This is a genomic window from Enterococcus sp. 9E7_DIV0242 (genome assembly GCF_002140975.2).
GTDB classification, from domain to species: Bacteria; Bacillota; Bacilli; order Lactobacillales; family Enterococcaceae; genus Enterococcus_L; species Enterococcus_L clewellii.
Genome location: NZ_CP147247.1, coordinates 2,946,221 through 2,963,941, shown reverse-complemented (window position 1 = coordinate 2,963,941; position 17,721 = coordinate 2,946,221). Strand labels below are relative to the sequence as shown.

Below are 17,721 nucleotides of genomic sequence, written 5' to 3'. Positions count from 1 at the left end.
CGAGAAAGTTTACTAGTTATCCACAGGGTGTGGATAATATTTCTAAACCCGTCGAATTCGACGGGTTTAAAACAGGAGGTATAATCATGTCACCAAGAGAAACAATAAATACTAATGGTGTAGAAGTGAATATCTTTAACAATGGAACTGATTATGACTATATCAGTTTAACTGATATAGCTAAATATCGTGAACTGGCTGAACCAAACGATGTAATCAGAAATTGGCTTCGAAACAGAAATACGTTAGAATACTTAGGTTTATGGGAACAAATGAACAACCCTAATTTCAATTTGCAGTTTTTTGAATCTGCGAGAAATGAGGCTGGCTTAAACTCTTTTGTAATGACTCCAAAAAGATGGATTCAAGGTACAAACGCTATTGGGATTACTTCGCAACCTGGAAGATATGGAGGAACATATGCGCACTCAGATATTGCTTTTGAATTCGCATCATGGATTTCTCCGGAGTTTAAGCTCTATTTGATTAAAGACTATCAGACATTAAAAGCTGCTGAAAATAATAGACTTAGCATCGAATGGAACTTGAATCGTACATTGTCTAAGCTAAATTATAAAGTACATACAGATGCTATTAAAGAGAATCTGTTACCTCCGACCCTTTCAAAACAGCAACAGGGATTCAAATATGCTAATGAAGCTGACAGAATTAACATTGCTCTATTTGGTATTACTGCAAAACAATGGAGAGAAATGAACCCTAGCAAGTCGGGTAACATAAGAGATTTTGCTACTACTGAACAATTATTAGTTTTAACTAATTTGGAAAGTATGAATGCCGAAATGATCAGGGATAAGACACCAGATTTTGAGAGAACAGCGAAGCTCAACGATATGGCACGAAGACAAATGGAGACTTTCCTAAAAAACAGAGCAGGAATACAAAAATTAAAACACATCGAAAAGCCTAAATAGGCTTTTCATTTACTTCTAAAAAGAACGTAAGTTCGCATTTTTTTGTAAATATCCGAAAATGTTAGAATGTTCATGCTATATATGAAAAGAATCACGCTAAATTTGTATTTCAATCAAAATAATCTACGAGGTGATACAAATGGCTAAAATTAGAGAAGAAAAACTAAAGAGCGGTAAAACGGTTTATAGATCAACAGTATACTTAGGTATCAACCCAGCAACTGGAAAGCCTAAATATACACAAATCACAAAAGATACATATACTAAAGCAAAAGAAGCTGTTGACCAGCTAACTGTAGATAGAAACAACGGAAAAATCATAAAGAAGTCCGACATAACTTTCCGAATGGCCTATAACGAATGGTTCTCTACATATAAGAATGCCGTCAAACTAACCACTGTCGAATCAGTAGAAAGTAAAATGAAAGCTGTATTACCCCTATCTAGCTCACTATAAATTGAAAAAGATCAACCACGATCGATGCCAGAGGATGATTAATGATTTAGTCGCTACTGAACTATATAAGCGATCTACAATACAAAACTTCAAATTATACGCCAGCATCATTTTTAAGTATTGCTTAAAGCAAGAATATATCGTTAAAAACCCGATGGAGTATGTAGAAATACCAAAAGTTAGTAATGACTTTCTTTATACAGAGGCAGATAAAACTACTGAAAGAAAATACTGGTTAAAGGATGAAGTAATATCTTTCTTAAAACTGGCTAAAAGCGAACTCAAATATTTTGATTATGTCATGTTTAGAATCCTGTTATTTTCTGGATTGAGAAAAGGGGAACTGCAGGCATTACATTGGTCGGATATAAATTTTATGAATGGAGAAGTTATTATAGCAAAAACTTTATCAGAAATCGACGGAAAATACATTCTACAGAAACCGAAAACAGCATCATCAAAAAGGATCATCATATTAGATAAAGAAACACTATCAGCTTTGGAGGAATGGCGGCAGCAGTTGAAAGAAGAATATTTTGCTTTTGGAAATAGAAAACTATGGGAAAACGATCCGCCAGTATTTAGCGAACCAGACGGAAAATACTTCCCTCTATCTCACTTAAACAATGTGATGAACTATAACTTCTATCTCCATCATCCCGAATTTCACAGGATTACAATACACCAAATGAGACATACTCATGCATCCTTGCTATTCGAAAGTGGAGCAAGTTTGAAAGACGTACAAGCGAAACTCGGCCATTCAGATATGCAAACTACAATGAATATCTATACCCACGTCACAGAAACAAAATCTAAAAAGACTATGAACGATTTCGCAAAGTTTATGGAGATATGAATAACGATACAACATTTATACAACATATTTCGATGTTTCAACAAAAAAAGACACTCTCCGAAAAGACGGAAAGTGTCTTGAAACATTGATATAATAATGTTTTTAACGTTTTGAAAACGAAACGCATATATTTTATAATGTTTCTATCATGCTAAATCCCTTTCTATCAATATTTCTTATACCACTAAAAAACATAGGAAAAGATAAAAGAGGATTAAAATAGAAATAACTGACACCAATTAACACCAAGACTGGTAAATGAATACGATACAAAGTTAAAGCAAAGGGCGCTATCAAAAATAATGATAACGTCCTTTGTTTTGGTTTTATATCAACAAGATAGGAAATTGAAACGCTAGGTAAATAGTCGAATTAATTCTTTCTAATGTTACTTATAAAGATATTTAAAAAACGTACGTCTTTAATTAAAATGAAAACTACGTGTAAATTACATAGTTTTCAATAATTAAGGAGTACGTCATGTTCAAAAAGAAAAAACAATTCACAACTTCAAACAATGTCGAGGAGTTCAGAGAACAATTAAATTTGAGTCAAAAAGGTCTTGCTGAAAAGGTCGAAATGATTGCACGAAATAAATACAATACAAAAGTGACGTTGTACTGGAAAACAGTAGTAGCTATTGAAAATGGAAAATACATACCTTCGTTGGATTTAGCTATTCTCTTAGCTATCGCTTTAGAATCTACTGTAGAAGACGTCTTCGGCTCGAACTAGGCAAATTGTCTAGTTCTTTTCTTTTTCTTTAATAATGATCTCTGCATTACCAGAATCTTCATTTATATACTCAAGTGGAATGTTACTTACATCTATTATATATTCGCTTAGACTACTAATATACTCAAATACTGTGCCTTTTGTAGCAGCATAATAATTTAGTGCTTCGATTGTGAATTCTTCCGAAAGTCTAAAATGATCCGCGAAATCTCCTATAATAGAAATTTTTTGATCGTAGGCAACTGAAAACATGCTTAAAGGCAGTAACGTTTCATAAATCTTTCTCTTAATATTTATGAATTCCGCTGTATTGGTTCTATTTTCATCTACAAAGATTTTACAATCGAGTAATAAGTCTTTGATGGCTTTTCTAACTTTGCCGTTTTCTTCAAGATTTCGTACTGCATATTGTGCTAGTTCTCTTATCGATACAATGCTACTCTTTGACAATTCTTTTGCTAGTCCTAGATAATCATCTGTTTTAATTCCTGAAACAAATCCTTGTATCTCCAAGTCGATTACGAACCTCAAAACAGCATCTTTAGAACTTTTAGAAAGATTTCTATACCTATCAAGCAGTTCTTGTTCATCGTCTTTAAAATTATACATTTTTGAAACAACATATGGTTCTGACTCTTCGTTAAGCATTAAGGTGTTTTTTTCTTCATCTGGATATCTTATAGGAAAAAAATCATCGACCTTGACTTTGAAAATTTCAGCCAACTCGAACAAAATATCTTGGTTCGCTTTTCGTTCTCCCGTTTCATACCTACTGATTGATTGCCTAGTGGTGTTTAACAACTCGCTTAAATCATCTTGTGTCAAATTCCTTTGTTCCCTATAGTACTTGATTTTATTGCCTATGTACTTACTTAAATTCAAAACTCCCACCTCATAACATCTTTAATCTTCGTTTATAATAACATGGAAATTACCAAATTGGAACTTTTTAAAAAAAATGTAAAAAACATATTTACAAATAACCGTTTCGGTGCTATTATTAATTTGTAACCAAAACGGTGCTAAAAAGTGAGGTGTTAAAAATGCAATCACGCTTGTCCAAAATAAGAAAGAATTATTTGGGAATGACTCAAAAGGAAGTTGCTGAAATGCTTGGAATATCTCCGCATTCATATAGTAGAAAAGAACGCGGATTGTGCGAATTTACCCAAGATGAAATGCTTCTTCTCTATAAAAAAACAGGTTTAAGTATTCACTATATTTTTTTACCTACCAAGCACCAAAATGGTGCTTCTGAAATGGTTTAAAAGTTTAAACTACCTAGACGTTAGCTTTATAGAGTACCTATCTATTATGTTATGTAAAGATAGGTATTCCAATAAGGCTGAATGCCTTAAATAAAATCAGGAGGAAACGAATTTGAAAATCTATAGTTACTATGTCGAAGCGATCGCAATACAAGAAAATCAAAATCAGAAACTCGATCTTGTGGTTAAGGTCGAAGGTGCAGATAAAAACAAGCTGTTCGATGTAGCAAAAAAACAAGCTGCCAAAATGTTGCAGCATACACAACGCATTACAATCTGTTGGTTTGAACAGATTAATCATCAAACAGTTAGTAAGTATGATCGGTATTGTGAATATCGACAAAGTGGACTATCGAAAAACCAGATTCGTTCCCGCTTGAAGCTCTCATTCAAAAAGTTCAAAGAGTTTGAAAAATACTACGATGGGAAAACCAAGCGCTTCACGTTCGGCAAGTATAAGGAATTACGAAACAGGAACTTGCCTAACGAAGTGATAAGAAAAAGATATGAGATTCCCACATGTGTATTTTACAGGTTCATACGATCACATGAGAGAAAACTTGCGTAATACCTACATGTAACTAAAATACCATAGGCGCTTATTATAGCGTACAGGGCTGAATAAGAATTTACTGGATTTGTTAACTGAGTTTTTAAGGTAAATTCGTTCCCTTTATCACTGTTCTTCCCACAATCGCTTTGACAGTCAAATTTTGCAAGTTGAATTAGAACTGTATGGCGTGACTAATTAAAAAAGGTCATGTGGTCTGGATTTTTTATTTTATTTGACGCGTATGGTTATTCATTGTGGTTCGATTCCGCTTCGTGTTGTTAGAAAAATATATGTAAGGAGGAATCACGTGTTTATTGATATTTTAAAGATGTGTCGTTCGTTGGTGCTGGTAGCTACTGCGTTTTATCTGAGCTTTATAGATGTACCAATAATCGTTAACGTTGCTATTATTGTCTATTGTATTCTTAACTTAATAATTGAAATGGACGAACAACTAGAAGCGAGGCGCGAAGAATGAGAGTAATAAAGAAACAAAACGGTGGCTACACGTATGAATACAAGGGTAATTTGACCAAAGAAGTGAAAAAAAGCGTTGCTGAACAAGAACGTATCAAGAAAGTTCTTCCTTATTTAGAATTTTCATATAAAGAAGCTAAAAAGGCTTATGAGAGTAAACAAACCCGTCTAGGTCATTTGAATGATTTTATTCAGTTGGCTAACGAGGAACTAAAAAAGGAGGACAAAGAAAATGAGTCCGTTCAGTGAGTTTGCTGACAATTATTTGAGTAATGATAATCTACAACATTGCCCAAACTGCGAACAAACAACAGCAAGAAGCGAATGGGTTAAAAATGCCCGCTGTCCTTGTTGTGAGGCTCTAATATATGATGCAGTTGGTAAAGATGAATGCGAACATTTTCACTCAAATGATCGAGGTATACTAGATTATGATGGAAATGTATTGCTAAAACTCGGATGTTAAAACGTTGGGGTCTTTTTTTTAGTCATTTTTAAGGATCGTTAAAAAAATATTTTTTTCTTTGAAACTGAGAAAAAAATGGAAGCAACATGGTTTAAGAAGAAAGACTATTCTATCCTGTTAGAAAACAAAAATGAAAAATTCTATCACTGAAAATACACGGTTTCTAGGCTTGTTGAAATATCGTTTCGTTTAAGGTAGGCTGTAAATGAAACGAGGTGAGTGATATGTTTTCAGTCATAGTATTTATTTTCAGATTACTGGTTCCTTTCGCTTCTTTTCTCTATGTTGTTTGCATGGTAAGAGAGTTGGCAATAGCGTTTGGCGAGTGGGTTAAGTAGTAAAACTGTAGTATATAGGCGGGGGATGCTATTTATTCGCAAAGTTTTAGGTGTTTGAAAGGTTGTTAAATAGGGTTATTTTCAGTCCCCCGCCTATACGAATTATAACACATGTTATTAAATGTGAGAAATACCATCCTATCAAGGTTGAGAATGTAGCCTTGCAAAATATTAGACTTTGTAAACTAATGATAGAATACCAACTTGTTTTATTGAAACACTTGTTCTAATGGTTCCCCTCCTCCTACATTTTAACGAGTGTTTCAATAAGACAAATTGTCTTAAGGCAGCTTCTTAGCTGTCTTTTTTATTTTATCTGGAGGTGGTTTTTATGAAAAAAGGCTCAAAGAATTATTTTGATTCCTCTTAGCTGCTCTTTGTGGTCAAAAAACGTTGATCTTAAGAAATAAAGAAAAGAGGTAAATAAATGAGAAGCAAGAAATATAAATTATTAAAAACCGTTCTTGGGGTGTCTCTATCTTTGTTGGTGTTTTTAAGTGGAGAAAAAGCAAATGCAGAAATTGTGACAGTAGATAGAGAGAATCCCATCAGCGCTACAAACAATTTAATCATCGACAAAGATGTAACAGTTTCGAAGGCTGATGTTAAGGCGACTGGCGATGCGACAATCGAATACTTTACGGATTCTGCTGACGTTGAACCGATCAATGTTTTCCAAAAAGGGTACGGTGCTACAAAAATTACTTTCGGGAATGTGACAGGAACGGAAAAAGTGACTGTAAAGCAATCCTCAATCGGGACATACAAAGGGAAAAAAATCTCGTCTGTGATTGAGTATAGTAACTTTAAAAGAGACGATACTGGAGAACGTCCATTTCTGATTCTATCAGACCATCTTTTCAGCGGCTACTGGTACGACCATGTGATACAAATGGATATTAGTGTAAAGTTCTTTGATGAACAAAATAATCAAGTAAGCTTCAATAAAGATGCGTTTATTTCTTTCAACTCCTTGAATAAAGGGGAGTTTGCTTCATATTTGAATCAATCTGCTGATTTAAATACGTATATCACGAATGATTCGAATGTCATTGAGGGAAACAATCCTTTTAATTCTAGTGAAAAAGTGATGATAGGCGCTAGCAATGACTTTGAGGACGTTTTAGGCTCCCAAACTTTCAAAAAAAACACAGCGAGTTTTCAAATCTCAGGAAACGAATTGAATTTTCGAGTTGGTATAGACAGTGAAATTTCTACTGTTTGGAATAGCTTGTCATCAGCAACACTTTTCAATACAGAACCAGAAGCGCCTAAAAAAGATGTTGCTCTTTCTGTAGGTGGTGCCTCAGTCAACGGAAAAGAAGTTTTTGCGGGACAAACATTGATCTATCCTGTTGAGTTCAAAGTACACACGTTGGGTGTCGATTTGCTTGAAAAATACAGTAAGCTTCAAGTCGTTGATAAATTATCAGAGTATGTAACTTACGAAAAAATGTGGCTTCCAGAAGACTCATCTGCCGCTGCAAATTATGACAAAGATAGTCATAAAGTAACGCTGACGACTTCTAAGAATTTCAGAGAATCAGTAATTAAATACAATGCTGAATCATATACAGCGTACGTACAAGTAAAAGTTAATGCTAACGCTACGAGTGCGAATGTAATTAAGAATACAGCCTCTTTAGTTGTAAACTCAACAACTAAAGATTCTAATACTGTTTCTAATCTTGTGAAAGATACGGTTCTTCCAGCGCCTGTGAAATTTGTTCTTGATGAAACTGGAAAAAATATCAATGAACAGTCAGTAATGCCGAGTTCAATCTTGTACTATAAGAAAAATCAACAAGTAAACACATTGAACAAAGATATTTTAACGAAATACAGCAAGTTCGTTATTAGTGATCCGTTACCAGAGTATGTCAATTACATTTCTGCTACCCTACTAAAAAATGATGTAGAAATCAAGGGTGTAAAAGGAATTGTCTATGATGAGAAAACTCATACAGTGACGTTCACTGCTGATGCGGCTTTCCTAAAAGAAATGGAAATGAACAACGAAACTTATTCGCTTAAAACGAAAGCACAAGTGAAAGCAAATGTTAAAAACGGTACTGTGATTAAAAATGTGGCGGGAACAACTATTAATGATACTGAACAAAAAACAAATGAAGTTGAAACCCCTGTAAAGGAACCTGTCTTTGTTGCTCCTTCTAAACGAGTGTTGAACGAAAACTTAGAGGATATCAACGAAAAATCTGTTGAAGCTGGCGATATCATTTATTATGACATTGACCAACAAGTAAACACTTTGAATGTTGATATCGCAACAAAATACACGCAATTTAGTATTAGCGATCCGTTTCCAGCTCAAACAAAATATCTTTCTTCTACAGTCTTGAAAAACGGCGTAGAAATGAAAGATGTAAAAGTAATCAGCTATGATGAAAAAACTCATACAGTTGTTTTTGAGGCTGATTCTGTTTTCTTAAAAGAAATGGAAATGAACAATGAAACTTATACATTGAGAAACAAAATGCAAGTTATTGAAGCGATTGGAGATAAAGAACCAATTAAAAATACGGCTTCTTCTTCTATCAATAGCAACAAGAAAAACACAAATGAAGTTGAAAATACAACAAAATTGCCGAAAGGTTCAATTAAAATCAACAAAATCACACGTCAACTTGTTGATATTGATATTCTGACGGGCGAGTTGATCTATGAGAAATTACCTCAAGAAGGTGTGTCTTATCAAGTCAACGCAAATCAAGATATTGTCCTTCCTAATAACGAGATAGTCGCTGAGGCTGGTTCTGATTATGGAACTGCTACAACAGATAAAACAGGTCAAGCAACTGTAAACGATTTGTATGGAGGTCAATATGTACTTGTTGAACAAAGCGCGCCGCTAGGTATTCAAATTGATCCCACGCCGATTGTTGTTGACTTGGCTGCTGGAGAAGATGGCAAACTGGCTGCTACGGCTGAACAAGAAGACTTGCTTCAAGAAGTTCAGTTTATTGTAAATAAAGCCTTTGAAAATGAATCTGGCGACTTTGAGAGTGGCTCTGGTGCTGTATTTGGTATCTTCCATTCACAAGAACATGTGATTAATGCTGATACGCTTATTTCTGCTGATACGCTTATGGGGTCTGTAGAAATCAAGGACGGTAAAGGAACGTATCAAGATGTTTTGATTCCAAATCAAACCTATTATCTACAAGAAACTTCTACCATCGAAGGCTATCAATTGAATACAACAAAATACTATTTCACGTATAAACCTGATTCGAACGAAGCCGTTCATGTTGTCGAATTTTATGAAAATGGTTATGTTGAAAATGATGTAATCAAAGAATATGAGGTTCCGACAGAAGAAACAGATCAAGAAGACGTTGAAACGAAAGAAAAGGATAGTGTAGAGTCTGAGGATTCTGAACTTGAAATCGAGTTAACGCCTATTAAAAACTTGCTGATCCATGAGGATTCTATTACCAAGTTCATCAACGAAAATGGCGAACTTTTGAACCATTACGATATTCTTGAAGACGGCAAAACGATTGAATTTAAAGGTCAAATTTATATCGGAGATCATGAAAAAATCGAAAGTATTGTCTTCTCTGACGTGTTGCCCGATGGCTTTGAATTCCAATCTATGAAAGTTCTGGATATCAACGGCAATGATGTAACAAAACAAGTTGATTATGCTGTCAACGAACAAAAGATTGAGGTTACTGTAAAAGAAGACTATGCTTCTACACTTAACAGATCGTCATTGGATTGGTTCGTCGAAACGGTATACAACTATGATGAAAGCCACAAAGGAAAAACGTTTGAAAATCAAATGCTTTTGACTGTGAACGATGTTGAAAAACCTTCGAATATGGTTACTTTGACACCACCAGTGATTGAGGTTGTAATTGAATCGACTGAGGAACCAACAAAAGAATCAAATGAACCAGTAGAAAAGCCCTCTGGAATGTTCCCACAAACGGGTGAAACTGTGAAAAAACTTACAACGATTATTGGTTTATGTCTTGTGGTTGGTGTAGTCGGTGGAATGGTTCTATTGAAAAAGAAACAGGCTCAAGAAGAGCAAGAAGAAAACAGCGAAACTGAAAACAAAGAATAATTAGGTGGGGCTATGCTCCATCTTTTTTTATTACAACAAAATGATGAAAGTAGGAATACAAATGGAAATTATTATGAATGAAAGTTGTCAGAAAGAGAATTTAGGCGAAGTAATGTTGTTAGGAATGAATGTTAGACACCCGTATAATGAAGCGACGCGCGAATACAACGAGGCTGTTATTGATTCTATTACAGTGAATCTGGCTTGTACAAATGCGAATGATAGTATCACGGTACAGCTTGAAGAAAAAGAGATTCCAAACGTTAAAGTGTGGGGTAGAGTTCGAATTGCTGGACTAGTTTATTCTCCTTCGGCTTCGGCTAATTCATTTGAGGATCGTAATACAGGACGTCAACGTTCTTACGGAAGTATTAATGATCGTTTTAAGGCTGTTCGTATTGAACCTTTGACCGCTGCTGATAAAAAGGCTGATGCAAACGGAGAACCAAATGTTAGTCCAACAACAGATGAAATTCTGAACGAGAAAGCCAAACGTGCTGCTACAGGTAAATAATATCAATCAATTAATGACAAAATGATTGTAACAGTAATAATGACAGCTGCCCTCTTTTATAGTTGGGTGGCTGTTAAAAATTGAGGTGGTATCTTTGTTTTTTATTGATCTTACATATAAAGGGTTAAGGGTGCGAAAATGGCATAGAAAGCTGATCTCGAACGGTCTTTCGACTCTTTTTTACCTATTCTATTTCTCTTATGTTGCGTTACTTCTGTGGCGAAATACGCTGTTTCGGTGGGAAACCTTTGACTTGATTCCGGCATTGAAACTGCTCGCGTTAGGTGTGCCGTTTGCTCTTTGTTTGGTCGGTTTTGTTTTTCTTCTATCAAAACCGTTCTTTCGACGGTTAGTCATGTTACAGCGTCTATGTAATATGATCTATTCATCTAAGTTTTACATGGTTAATGATTTTGAAACTCCGAACATGATGAAAAGCGACAAAAAGCGTATGAAGAAAGATATTGTATATTTTCCTAAATTCTATTCAAAGCTTCAGGGTAAACAAATTCAAATTACAATACGACTTGATGGAAGTCAATTCCATCAGGCTGGAAAATTCAAAGAATTAGCAACAGTTCTTGAGGAGTTGCTTGCTGTTGATCTGGTTGGTATGGGTCAAAGAAAAGGATTCTTTACTTATTCTTTTGAAGCAGACAATAAGAAGAATCGTCTACTTATCGATGATGTTTCCCCTGTTGGTTATACAATTGAATTAATGAAAGGTATTGTCTGGGACATTGCAAAAGTGCCTCATGCTCTCATTGTAGGTGGTACTGGTGGCGGAAAATCGGTATTCTTACAGATTCTATTACGTGCCTTTGTAAAAATGGGTGCTGAGGTACGAATTGGAGATGCAAAATTTAGCAGCATTTTAGACATGGAAAAATTCTTTCCGAACGTTTATGGCGATCCGCAAGACATTGCAGACATGGTAAAAGCAACAGTTCAGGAAATGAATGATCGTTATAAGTATTTACGAACTTTACCGAACTATAAGTCAGGCGAAGACTTTACCTATTACAACTTAAAGCCTATTATCGTGCTCATTGATGAATATGTCGCGTGGTTAACTGATTTTGCAACGAAAAAAGAACGTGACGCGATCATTAATGATCTAAGACAAATTATTCTCAAAGGTCGAGCTGTCGGCGTGATCGGTGTATTTGCTACACAAAGACCCGACGCAGAATATCTAAAAGGCGATATTCGCGATCAATTGGGGCTACGTGTTTCGTTAGGGGCGCTGGGCGACGATGGGTACAAAATGGCATTCGGTAAAATTTCTCAAGAGCTTACGAACAAAGAAGAAAAAGGTCGTGGGTATATTCATATGACAGGGAATTTTTTAGTAAGGGAATTTTACAGCCCGTTTGTTCCCGAAGGATATGACTACATTAAAAGCATGGCTGAGCTGGTCGGCGTCGACGCGGACGATTTGGAGCGGAGCGGCAAAATCGATTCGCAGGCGAAAGACGACCATGAGCCGCCTAGCGGCGATTACGAAGTAAGGGAAGTTATTTATCAGGAGGTTTCAGGTTATGAGCGAAGCGAATAACACCCCCTCTACTAATAGGGGGGTTACGTGCGCAAAAGAAGAATACCTTCACGTTTTGATTGACTGGTGTCAATTAACAATCAAAGAGTATGATGTTCGTACGATTTGCCATGAATTGTTAAATATTCCGTTTGATCTTTTTCGCGATGATAACCGTAAGGGTATCAAGGGGTATCATGCTTCCTATTGCTATGATGATATACGCATTCTTGAATCTAGTGGTGTGAATGCTGAGAACGGCATTCAATTGTTAATGTCGGGTCAAGGTTGTCGGAATTATGAAATGTTCTTAGAAGCAAACGGCGAAACGTGGTTCGATTTCTTCGAGCGCTGCTTAATCTATTGCTCTAATGTTCCCCGTCTTGATTTGGCTATAGATGATTATAAGACATATTTTAAAATTGCTACACTGAAAAAAATGGCTAAAAATGGTAATACGGTGGGGCGTCTTCGTGTTGGTAGAGAAGACGGCTCTTTTGCTTTAAAAGACGGCGAAACGAAAGGCGAAACTCTTAATATTGGTTCGCGATCTGGAAAGATTTTCATGGTTTTTTATGAAAAAAATTACGAACAGGCTGCTAAACTTGGGCTTGATACTGAGGAACCTTTACCGAAGTGGAATAGATACGAAATTCGTTTCAGACAAGAAAAAGCTGTTGCTGCTATGAAAGAACTGATTACGTCTCGAAAAATTGACGAGGTAGCTTTTTCGATTTTGAATGAGTCTATACGCTTCGTTGTTCCTTTTGAAGACAAGGAGGATAAGGATAAACGCCGTTGGCCTTTATGGACGCCTTGGGCGTGGTTTATGAAAGATACAAAGAAGCTAAAGCTATCTATCGAACCTAAGCGTAAGACGCTTGAAAAACTGCTTGTATGGCTTGCTAAAGCTGTTGCTCCGTCGCTTTGGGTTATTCGTGAAATTGATCGAATTTGTGGTACAGATCAACTGAAATCATTAATAGATAATGCTGCTATAACCGACAAGCATAAACAGATGGTTATTGATTACACTGAGGATATGCAGCGTAAGGCTTTCTATAGAAGGCGTGAGAAACGAGAAAAAGAAAATAAGCTTGAATCGTACGAATAAAAGGAGGTCAACGAATGAAATGGAACTTTTTTATTGTTCCTGATCGAGAAGAGCGACTAAATTTAAATATGACAGTCTTCTCTATTGTACAGGAATTTCATTTTTTAAAGAAAATCAATCCTGAATTAAAACCGATATTTTCAGATCAAAAAGAGGATCGGTATGTTTGGGAACATAACGGGGTGGTTTGATATGACTGAAAAAGTGTTCGAAAAATCATTTGATGAAGAAATGTCTTCATCGCATATTATAGCAATGAGAAACATAGTAATGACTTACATTACTAAATATCCTGAAAAGAATGTATCTGTACAATATCAATTCGAAAATGGTTATATTGAAGTCTATTCGAATGTTTTAGATGGTCGCTTTGTATGTTTACAAATTAATGGATCGCCGCGACTTGTCCTGTATCGAGAATTTGAAGAGGAATACTTTTTACTTGCTGACTGTCTGATTGGTAGCCATGTAGACCTCTATTATCCATTTTTAGAGAGTTTTGACTTTCCTGCTTACGAAGTTACACAACTATTATTCAGTGTCCTGACGGACGCGCACGAGAATTTAAAAGGAATGGAGAATGAAGAGTTATGAGCTTGACTAAAAAATTAGGCGAAAGACGTGTTCATCAATTAAAAACTGATCCTGAATGGTTCAAAGATGCAAGAAGAGGTGTAAAAAAGTTTGAAATCCGTTCGAATGATCGTGATTTTTGCAAAGGCGATATCGTGATTCTTGAAGAATATAACAGGGAAACAAAAGAATATTCTGGAGAATCTATCATCGTTGAAGTGATTTATATTTGCGATTTTGAACAAAAGCACAATAACATTGTTTTCGGATTTGAAAAGCTATATCACTGTACAGGGTTAACAGCGATATAGCTTTTTTAGTTTATTCAATTGGCTAGTAGTTCAGCAACAAATTTTTCATCTTCTTCGCTCCATGCTGGGTATCTTGAGGAAATGAAGAACTCGCCATTTTCGTCAATCTCTAAAGCAACCTTTCTCAATCCTTTTACAAAATAATAGATAGGTTTCTTGTTCCATTGCTTGACGGCTTCGTTATCAATTAGGGCTTGTGTCTTGGTGCTTACGGTCTTGGTCGCGTCTTTCTCTTGCATTTCTTCAAGGTTGGCGATCTTCCGTTTTAGCTTTGTAATCTCAGCGCCTAGCGTCTTCTTTTTATACGCTGGCTTTGTCTTATTATAGGCTTTCGCTTCTTCGTTTGCCTGTTCCATTTCGGCAAGCTTATTTCTGAAATAGTCTAAATTATTTACGCTGGTTCTCGCTCCAACATTTGCATAACCAGAACGACCAACGACGTGAACATCTTTTAACAGCTCGTTTTCTTGTTTAAAGTCTTCGACCTTTTCAAGCATTTCGATTCGACGTTCTTGTTTTTCCTGTTCTTCTAGTAAACGGAACGATTTAGCGTGCTTGCGGTTGATATCTTTGTAAATGTCTCGTCGTCCTATGATGTTCGGTTGTCCCAACGGTATCATTGCACTTTCTTCGCGGATTTGCTTTCCGACTTCCGTCTGTTCTGCTTTGATACGCTCCAATTTTGTTTGTGCTTGCTCTAGTCTTGTTGTCATGATTACCATTCCTTTTCTTTTTTTAATTTTTTGTTTTTACCAATTCATTTTTCATGGCGTTTTTTTTCGGTGAAAATCTTTAAAAAAATTCAATTTTCACGTTCTTACTCTTTGCTTTGTGTTTGAACTGGTTATGTTTCATTTCTCTCGGCTGTTATCCTCGGCGTGCTTATGTCTCACATCTGGAATGATGAAAAAGAAAGGGAATGCTGTAGTAAAAAAATATTTATATTGAAAATTGCCCATAAATATTTTTTTACGCCCCTTTCTTTTTCAGCATTTTATGTTTATGCTAGTTTAAAAAGGGGCCACTTTTCATAGAAACGATGGTTGAAAAAGGGACCACTACTAACTCACAATAAGTAAAGAATCAATTTACTTATTGGAGGTCTTGGAGTGATAACTTTTATGGATAAATTAACAATCATTCGTCTGCTGGAAGGTGGCCGTTCTCAACGTTCTGTTGCGAAAGAACTGGGTCTCAATCGAAAAACTGTTGGTCGTTACTGGCGGCAGTATCAAGCAGCACAACGATCATTGGAACAAGATCCTGCCAATCCGATAAAAAAAGAGCAGTTAACGGCTCCACCAACTTATCAAACAGAGAATAGGCAACCTAGAAAATATACACCTGAAATCGACCAACGGGTCGAAGAAATTCTCGCATTTGATCAATTAAAAGCCAAACAGCTTGGTCCTCATAAACAACGATTGACCACTGTAGCGATTCACGAAATGTTGGTATCAGAAGGGTTTGATATTGGACAGAGTACATTACGTCCATATATTCGAGAAAAACTTCAAGCAAAAAAAGAGGCGTATATCAAGCAGCTTTACCCATTGGGTTATCGAACCGAGTTTGATTTTGGTGAAGTAAAATGTCTGATCAACCAACAAAAGAGAACATTGACGATCGCGGTATTCTCTTGCCCAGCTTCTGGTTACCGCTGGGGAAAGCTCTATGAATCTGCCAACCAACAGGTTTTCTTGGATGCCCATATTTGTTTCTTTGAACAGCTTCAGGGTGTTTACTCTACGGTTGTTTATGACAATATGCGAAACGTAGTGAAACGCTTTGTCGGCCGACATGAGAAGGAACTCAATGACGAGTTAGTGAAAATGGCTCTTTATTATCGCTTTGAGCCAGTGGTGACCAATCCCTTCAGCGGCCATGAAAAGGGACACGTAGAGAAAAGTGTGCAGGTTTTACGCCGAAAAGCGTTCACAAAACAGTATGAGTTTGAATCGATTGGACATGCCCAAAAACATTTAGATCAAGCTATACTTGAATTAAACTTAGACTCGACGATCGCTGTGGAACAGGCACAATTACAGCCGCTCCGAGGATTTTATGACTACGGTATCACTACAAAGCAAACCGTAGATAAATATAGTTTTGTCCATGTGAATGGCAACTACTATTCCGTTCCAGATTATCTGGTTGGTCAGAAAGTCATCGTGAAACGTTATCTCAATGAACTGAAAATTGTCGGTTCCAGCCAGATTATCGCGACACACCTTATTCAGAAGGGAGAAAAGCAATACTCGATCGATATTCGTCATTATTTAACGACTTTTTTACGGAAGCCTAAGTCATTGGAACACTCGCTTGTTTTGAAGAAGACACCTAAGTTGCGGCATTGTTTTCTTCAGTATTATCAAAAGACCCCGCGTAGATTTCTTCAATTTATTGAAAATCATTTAAGTATCTCTTTGGATCAATTGATCATCCAGTTAGAAGAAGAAGCGTTGAAAGACCATAAGGTCTCTAAAACACCACCTAGTCGAGCGGTAAATGAAGCGAGAAACCAACTGCAGGAATATAATCTGATCCACCAAGTGAGAAAGGCGGCCAATAAATGATCGAAGCATATGCCAAGCAATTAAAATTACCTTATCTGAAGAAAAACTATTCCACTTTACTCCAGCAAGCGATCGACCTGGATCAAAATTTTGAGGAGTTTCTTACACAGCTGCTTACGTTAGAGATTGAACAGCGGCAAAACAATCGGATTCAAACACTGATTCGTCAATCAAAATTGCCAAGTAAAGTGACGTTCGATGACTACATGGACAGTCATTTAGAAGTGAAAATGAAGAAACAAATCAAAGAGTTGAAAACATTACGATTCATCGATCAAAAAGAGAATCTTATTTTAATGGGCAATCCTGGCGTTGGGAAAACCCATTTAGCAACTGTTCTCGGAATGGAAGCCTGTCTTTCCGGAAAAAGTGTCCTCTTTACGAATATCCCTAACTTGGTCATCGAACTAAAAGAATCCATGAGTGCGAACCAGTTGAATTTTTATAAGCGCCGGTTTGGCAAATACGACTTAGTTATTCTAGATGAATTAGGTTATGTGTCATTTGATCAAATAGGAAGCGAGATTCTCTTTAATCTTCTCTCGAATCGAACGACTGCCGGCTCGATGATCATCACGACGAACCTGTCCTTCGATCGCTGGGAAGAAACCTTTAAAGATCCAATGCTTACAGCAGCAATGGTGGACCGTTTGGCCCATCGGGCTCATGTGTTGGATCTCAGTGGTCCATCTTTTCGTGTAGAAGATACAAAGAAATGGCTAAACTAATTTTTGGCCCCTTTTTGAATCATCCAGTGGCCCCTTTTTCAGTTGCGTTTAACATTTTAGATGTATAAGCAAAAACGCTGAGTATAACAGCGCCTCGAGGGAAATTAAACAGAACAGAACACACGTGAAGAACGGGAAAATCGCTATGAATTTTTAATGTTTTTAATGGTCTTTTATGAACGTTTGG

General features: G+C 36.3%; 19 protein-coding genes. 17 read left to right on the top strand and 2 right to left on the bottom strand.

Annotated features, from left to right (window positions below):
• Positions 1-80: 80 nt before the first annotated feature.
• The 4 genes from A5888_RS14115 to A5888_RS14100 all read left to right on the top strand — a co-directional run bounded on the left by A5888_RS14115 (position 81) and on the right by A5888_RS14100 (position 2,986).
• Positions 81-935 (top strand): KilA-N domain-containing protein, encoded by an 855-nt coding sequence (locus A5888_RS14115; RefSeq protein WP_422389750.1) that lies wholly within the window; start codon positions 81-83, stop codon positions 933-935.
• Positions 936-1,074: 139 nt separating this feature from the next.
• Entirely contained in the window at positions 1,075-1,392 is a 318-nt protein-coding gene (locus A5888_RS14110; RefSeq protein WP_086348664.1) for a hypothetical protein, read from the top strand.
• A 34-nt stretch (positions 1,393-1,426) separates the two neighbouring features.
• Positions 1,427-2,251, top strand: a complete 825-nt coding sequence (locus tag A5888_RS14105; RefSeq protein ID WP_086348663.1) for a tyrosine-type recombinase/integrase — start codon at positions 1,427-1,429, stop codon at positions 2,249-2,251.
• A 480-nt stretch (positions 2,252-2,731) separates the two neighbouring features.
• Positions 2,732-2,986 (top strand): helix-turn-helix transcriptional regulator, encoded by a 255-nt coding sequence (locus tag A5888_RS14100; RefSeq protein ID WP_086348662.1) that lies wholly within the window; start codon positions 2,732-2,734, stop codon positions 2,984-2,986.
• A gap of 9 nt (positions 2,987-2,995) precedes the next feature.
• Here the strand turns inward: A5888_RS14100 and A5888_RS14095 are convergent, their stop codons facing one another.
• Positions 2,996-3,868 carry a helix-turn-helix transcriptional regulator gene (locus A5888_RS14095; RefSeq protein ID WP_339101660.1) on the bottom strand — a complete coding sequence of 291 codons (873 nt, stop codon included), beginning with the start codon at positions 3,866-3,868 and terminating at the stop codon, positions 2,996-2,998.
• Positions 3,869-4,029: 161 nt separating this feature from the next.
• On the opposite strand from A5888_RS14095, the gene A5888_RS14090 reads away from it, so the two are divergent.
• From A5888_RS14090 to A5888_RS14040, 11 genes are all read left to right on the top strand, one after another.
• Positions 4,030-4,254 carry a helix-turn-helix transcriptional regulator gene (locus A5888_RS14090; protein ID WP_086348661.1) on the top strand — a complete coding sequence of 75 codons (225 nt, stop codon included), beginning with the start codon at positions 4,030-4,032 and terminating at the stop codon, positions 4,252-4,254.
• 112 nt (positions 4,255-4,366) lie between these two features.
• Complete coding sequence (locus tag A5888_RS14085; RefSeq protein ID WP_086348660.1) at positions 4,367-4,822, top strand: hypothetical protein; 456 nt, start codon at positions 4,367-4,369, stop codon at positions 4,820-4,822.
• A gap of 292 nt (positions 4,823-5,114) precedes the next feature.
• Positions 5,115-5,285 (top strand): hypothetical protein, encoded by a 171-nt coding sequence (locus tag A5888_RS14080; protein ID WP_170924741.1) that lies wholly within the window; start codon positions 5,115-5,117, stop codon positions 5,283-5,285.
• The gene (locus tag A5888_RS14075) at positions 5,282-5,533 is read left to right on the top strand and encodes a hypothetical protein (RefSeq protein ID WP_086348659.1); all 252 of its coding nucleotides are present in this window, start codon (positions 5,282-5,284) and stop codon (positions 5,531-5,533) included. Before A5888_RS14080 ends, A5888_RS14075 begins: the two co-directional genes overlap by 4 nt.
• 982 nt (positions 5,534-6,515) lie before the next feature.
• Positions 6,516-10,181 carry an isopeptide-forming domain-containing fimbrial protein gene (locus tag A5888_RS14070; protein ID WP_086348657.1) on the top strand — a complete coding sequence of 1,222 codons (3,666 nt, stop codon included), beginning with the start codon at positions 6,516-6,518 and terminating at the stop codon, positions 10,179-10,181.
• A gap of 61 nt (positions 10,182-10,242) precedes the next feature.
• Positions 10,243-10,695 carry a hypothetical protein gene (locus A5888_RS14065; protein ID WP_139843836.1) on the top strand — a complete coding sequence of 151 codons (453 nt, stop codon included), beginning with the start codon at positions 10,243-10,245 and terminating at the stop codon, positions 10,693-10,695.
• Between the two features lie 94 nt (positions 10,696-10,789).
• On the top strand, positions 10,790-12,253 hold the full coding sequence (locus A5888_RS14060; RefSeq protein WP_086348655.1) for an FtsK/SpoIIIE domain-containing protein: 1,464 nt from the start codon (positions 10,790-10,792) through the stop codon (positions 12,251-12,253).
• Positions 12,237-13,346: a replication initiation factor domain-containing protein gene (locus A5888_RS14055; RefSeq protein WP_086348654.1), complete on the top strand. Its 1,110-nt coding sequence runs from the start codon at positions 12,237-12,239 to the stop codon at positions 13,344-13,346. Before A5888_RS14060 ends, A5888_RS14055 begins: the two co-directional genes overlap by 17 nt.
• Positions 13,347-13,360: 14 nt before the next feature.
• The gene (locus A5888_RS14050; RefSeq protein ID WP_170924740.1) at positions 13,361-13,537 is read left to right on the top strand and encodes a hypothetical protein; all 177 of its coding nucleotides are present in this window, start codon (positions 13,361-13,363) and stop codon (positions 13,535-13,537) included.
• Positions 13,509-13,940: a hypothetical protein gene (locus A5888_RS14045; protein WP_339101659.1), complete on the top strand. Its 432-nt coding sequence runs from the start codon at positions 13,509-13,511 to the stop codon at positions 13,938-13,940. The genes A5888_RS14050 and A5888_RS14045 overlap by 29 nt, the downstream gene beginning before the upstream one ends.
• A gap of 2 nt (positions 13,941-13,942) precedes the next feature.
• Positions 13,943-14,230 carry a DUF3850 domain-containing protein gene (locus A5888_RS14040; RefSeq protein WP_212647190.1) on the top strand — a complete coding sequence of 96 codons (288 nt, stop codon included), beginning with the start codon at positions 13,943-13,945 and terminating at the stop codon, positions 14,228-14,230.
• A 14-nt stretch (positions 14,231-14,244) separates the two neighbouring features.
• On the opposite strand, the gene A5888_RS14035 is transcribed toward A5888_RS14040, so the two are convergent.
• Positions 14,245-14,943, bottom strand: coding sequence for a hypothetical protein (locus tag A5888_RS14035; protein ID WP_086348651.1), 699 nt, complete (start codon positions 14,941-14,943; stop codon positions 14,245-14,247).
• A 408-nt stretch (positions 14,944-15,351) separates the two neighbouring features.
• Between A5888_RS14035 and istA the strand changes: the two genes are divergently transcribed.
• Positions 15,352-16,806, top strand: a complete 1,455-nt coding sequence (gene istA, locus A5888_RS14030; RefSeq protein WP_086348506.1) for an IS21 family transposase — start codon at positions 15,352-15,354, stop codon at positions 16,804-16,806.
• The gene (gene istB, locus A5888_RS14025) at positions 16,803-17,534 is read left to right on the top strand and encodes an IS21-like element helper ATPase IstB (protein WP_086347227.1); all 732 of its coding nucleotides are present in this window, start codon (positions 16,803-16,805) and stop codon (positions 17,532-17,534) included. Before istA ends, istB begins: the two co-directional genes overlap by 4 nt.
• Positions 17,535-17,721 lie beyond the last annotated feature (187 nt).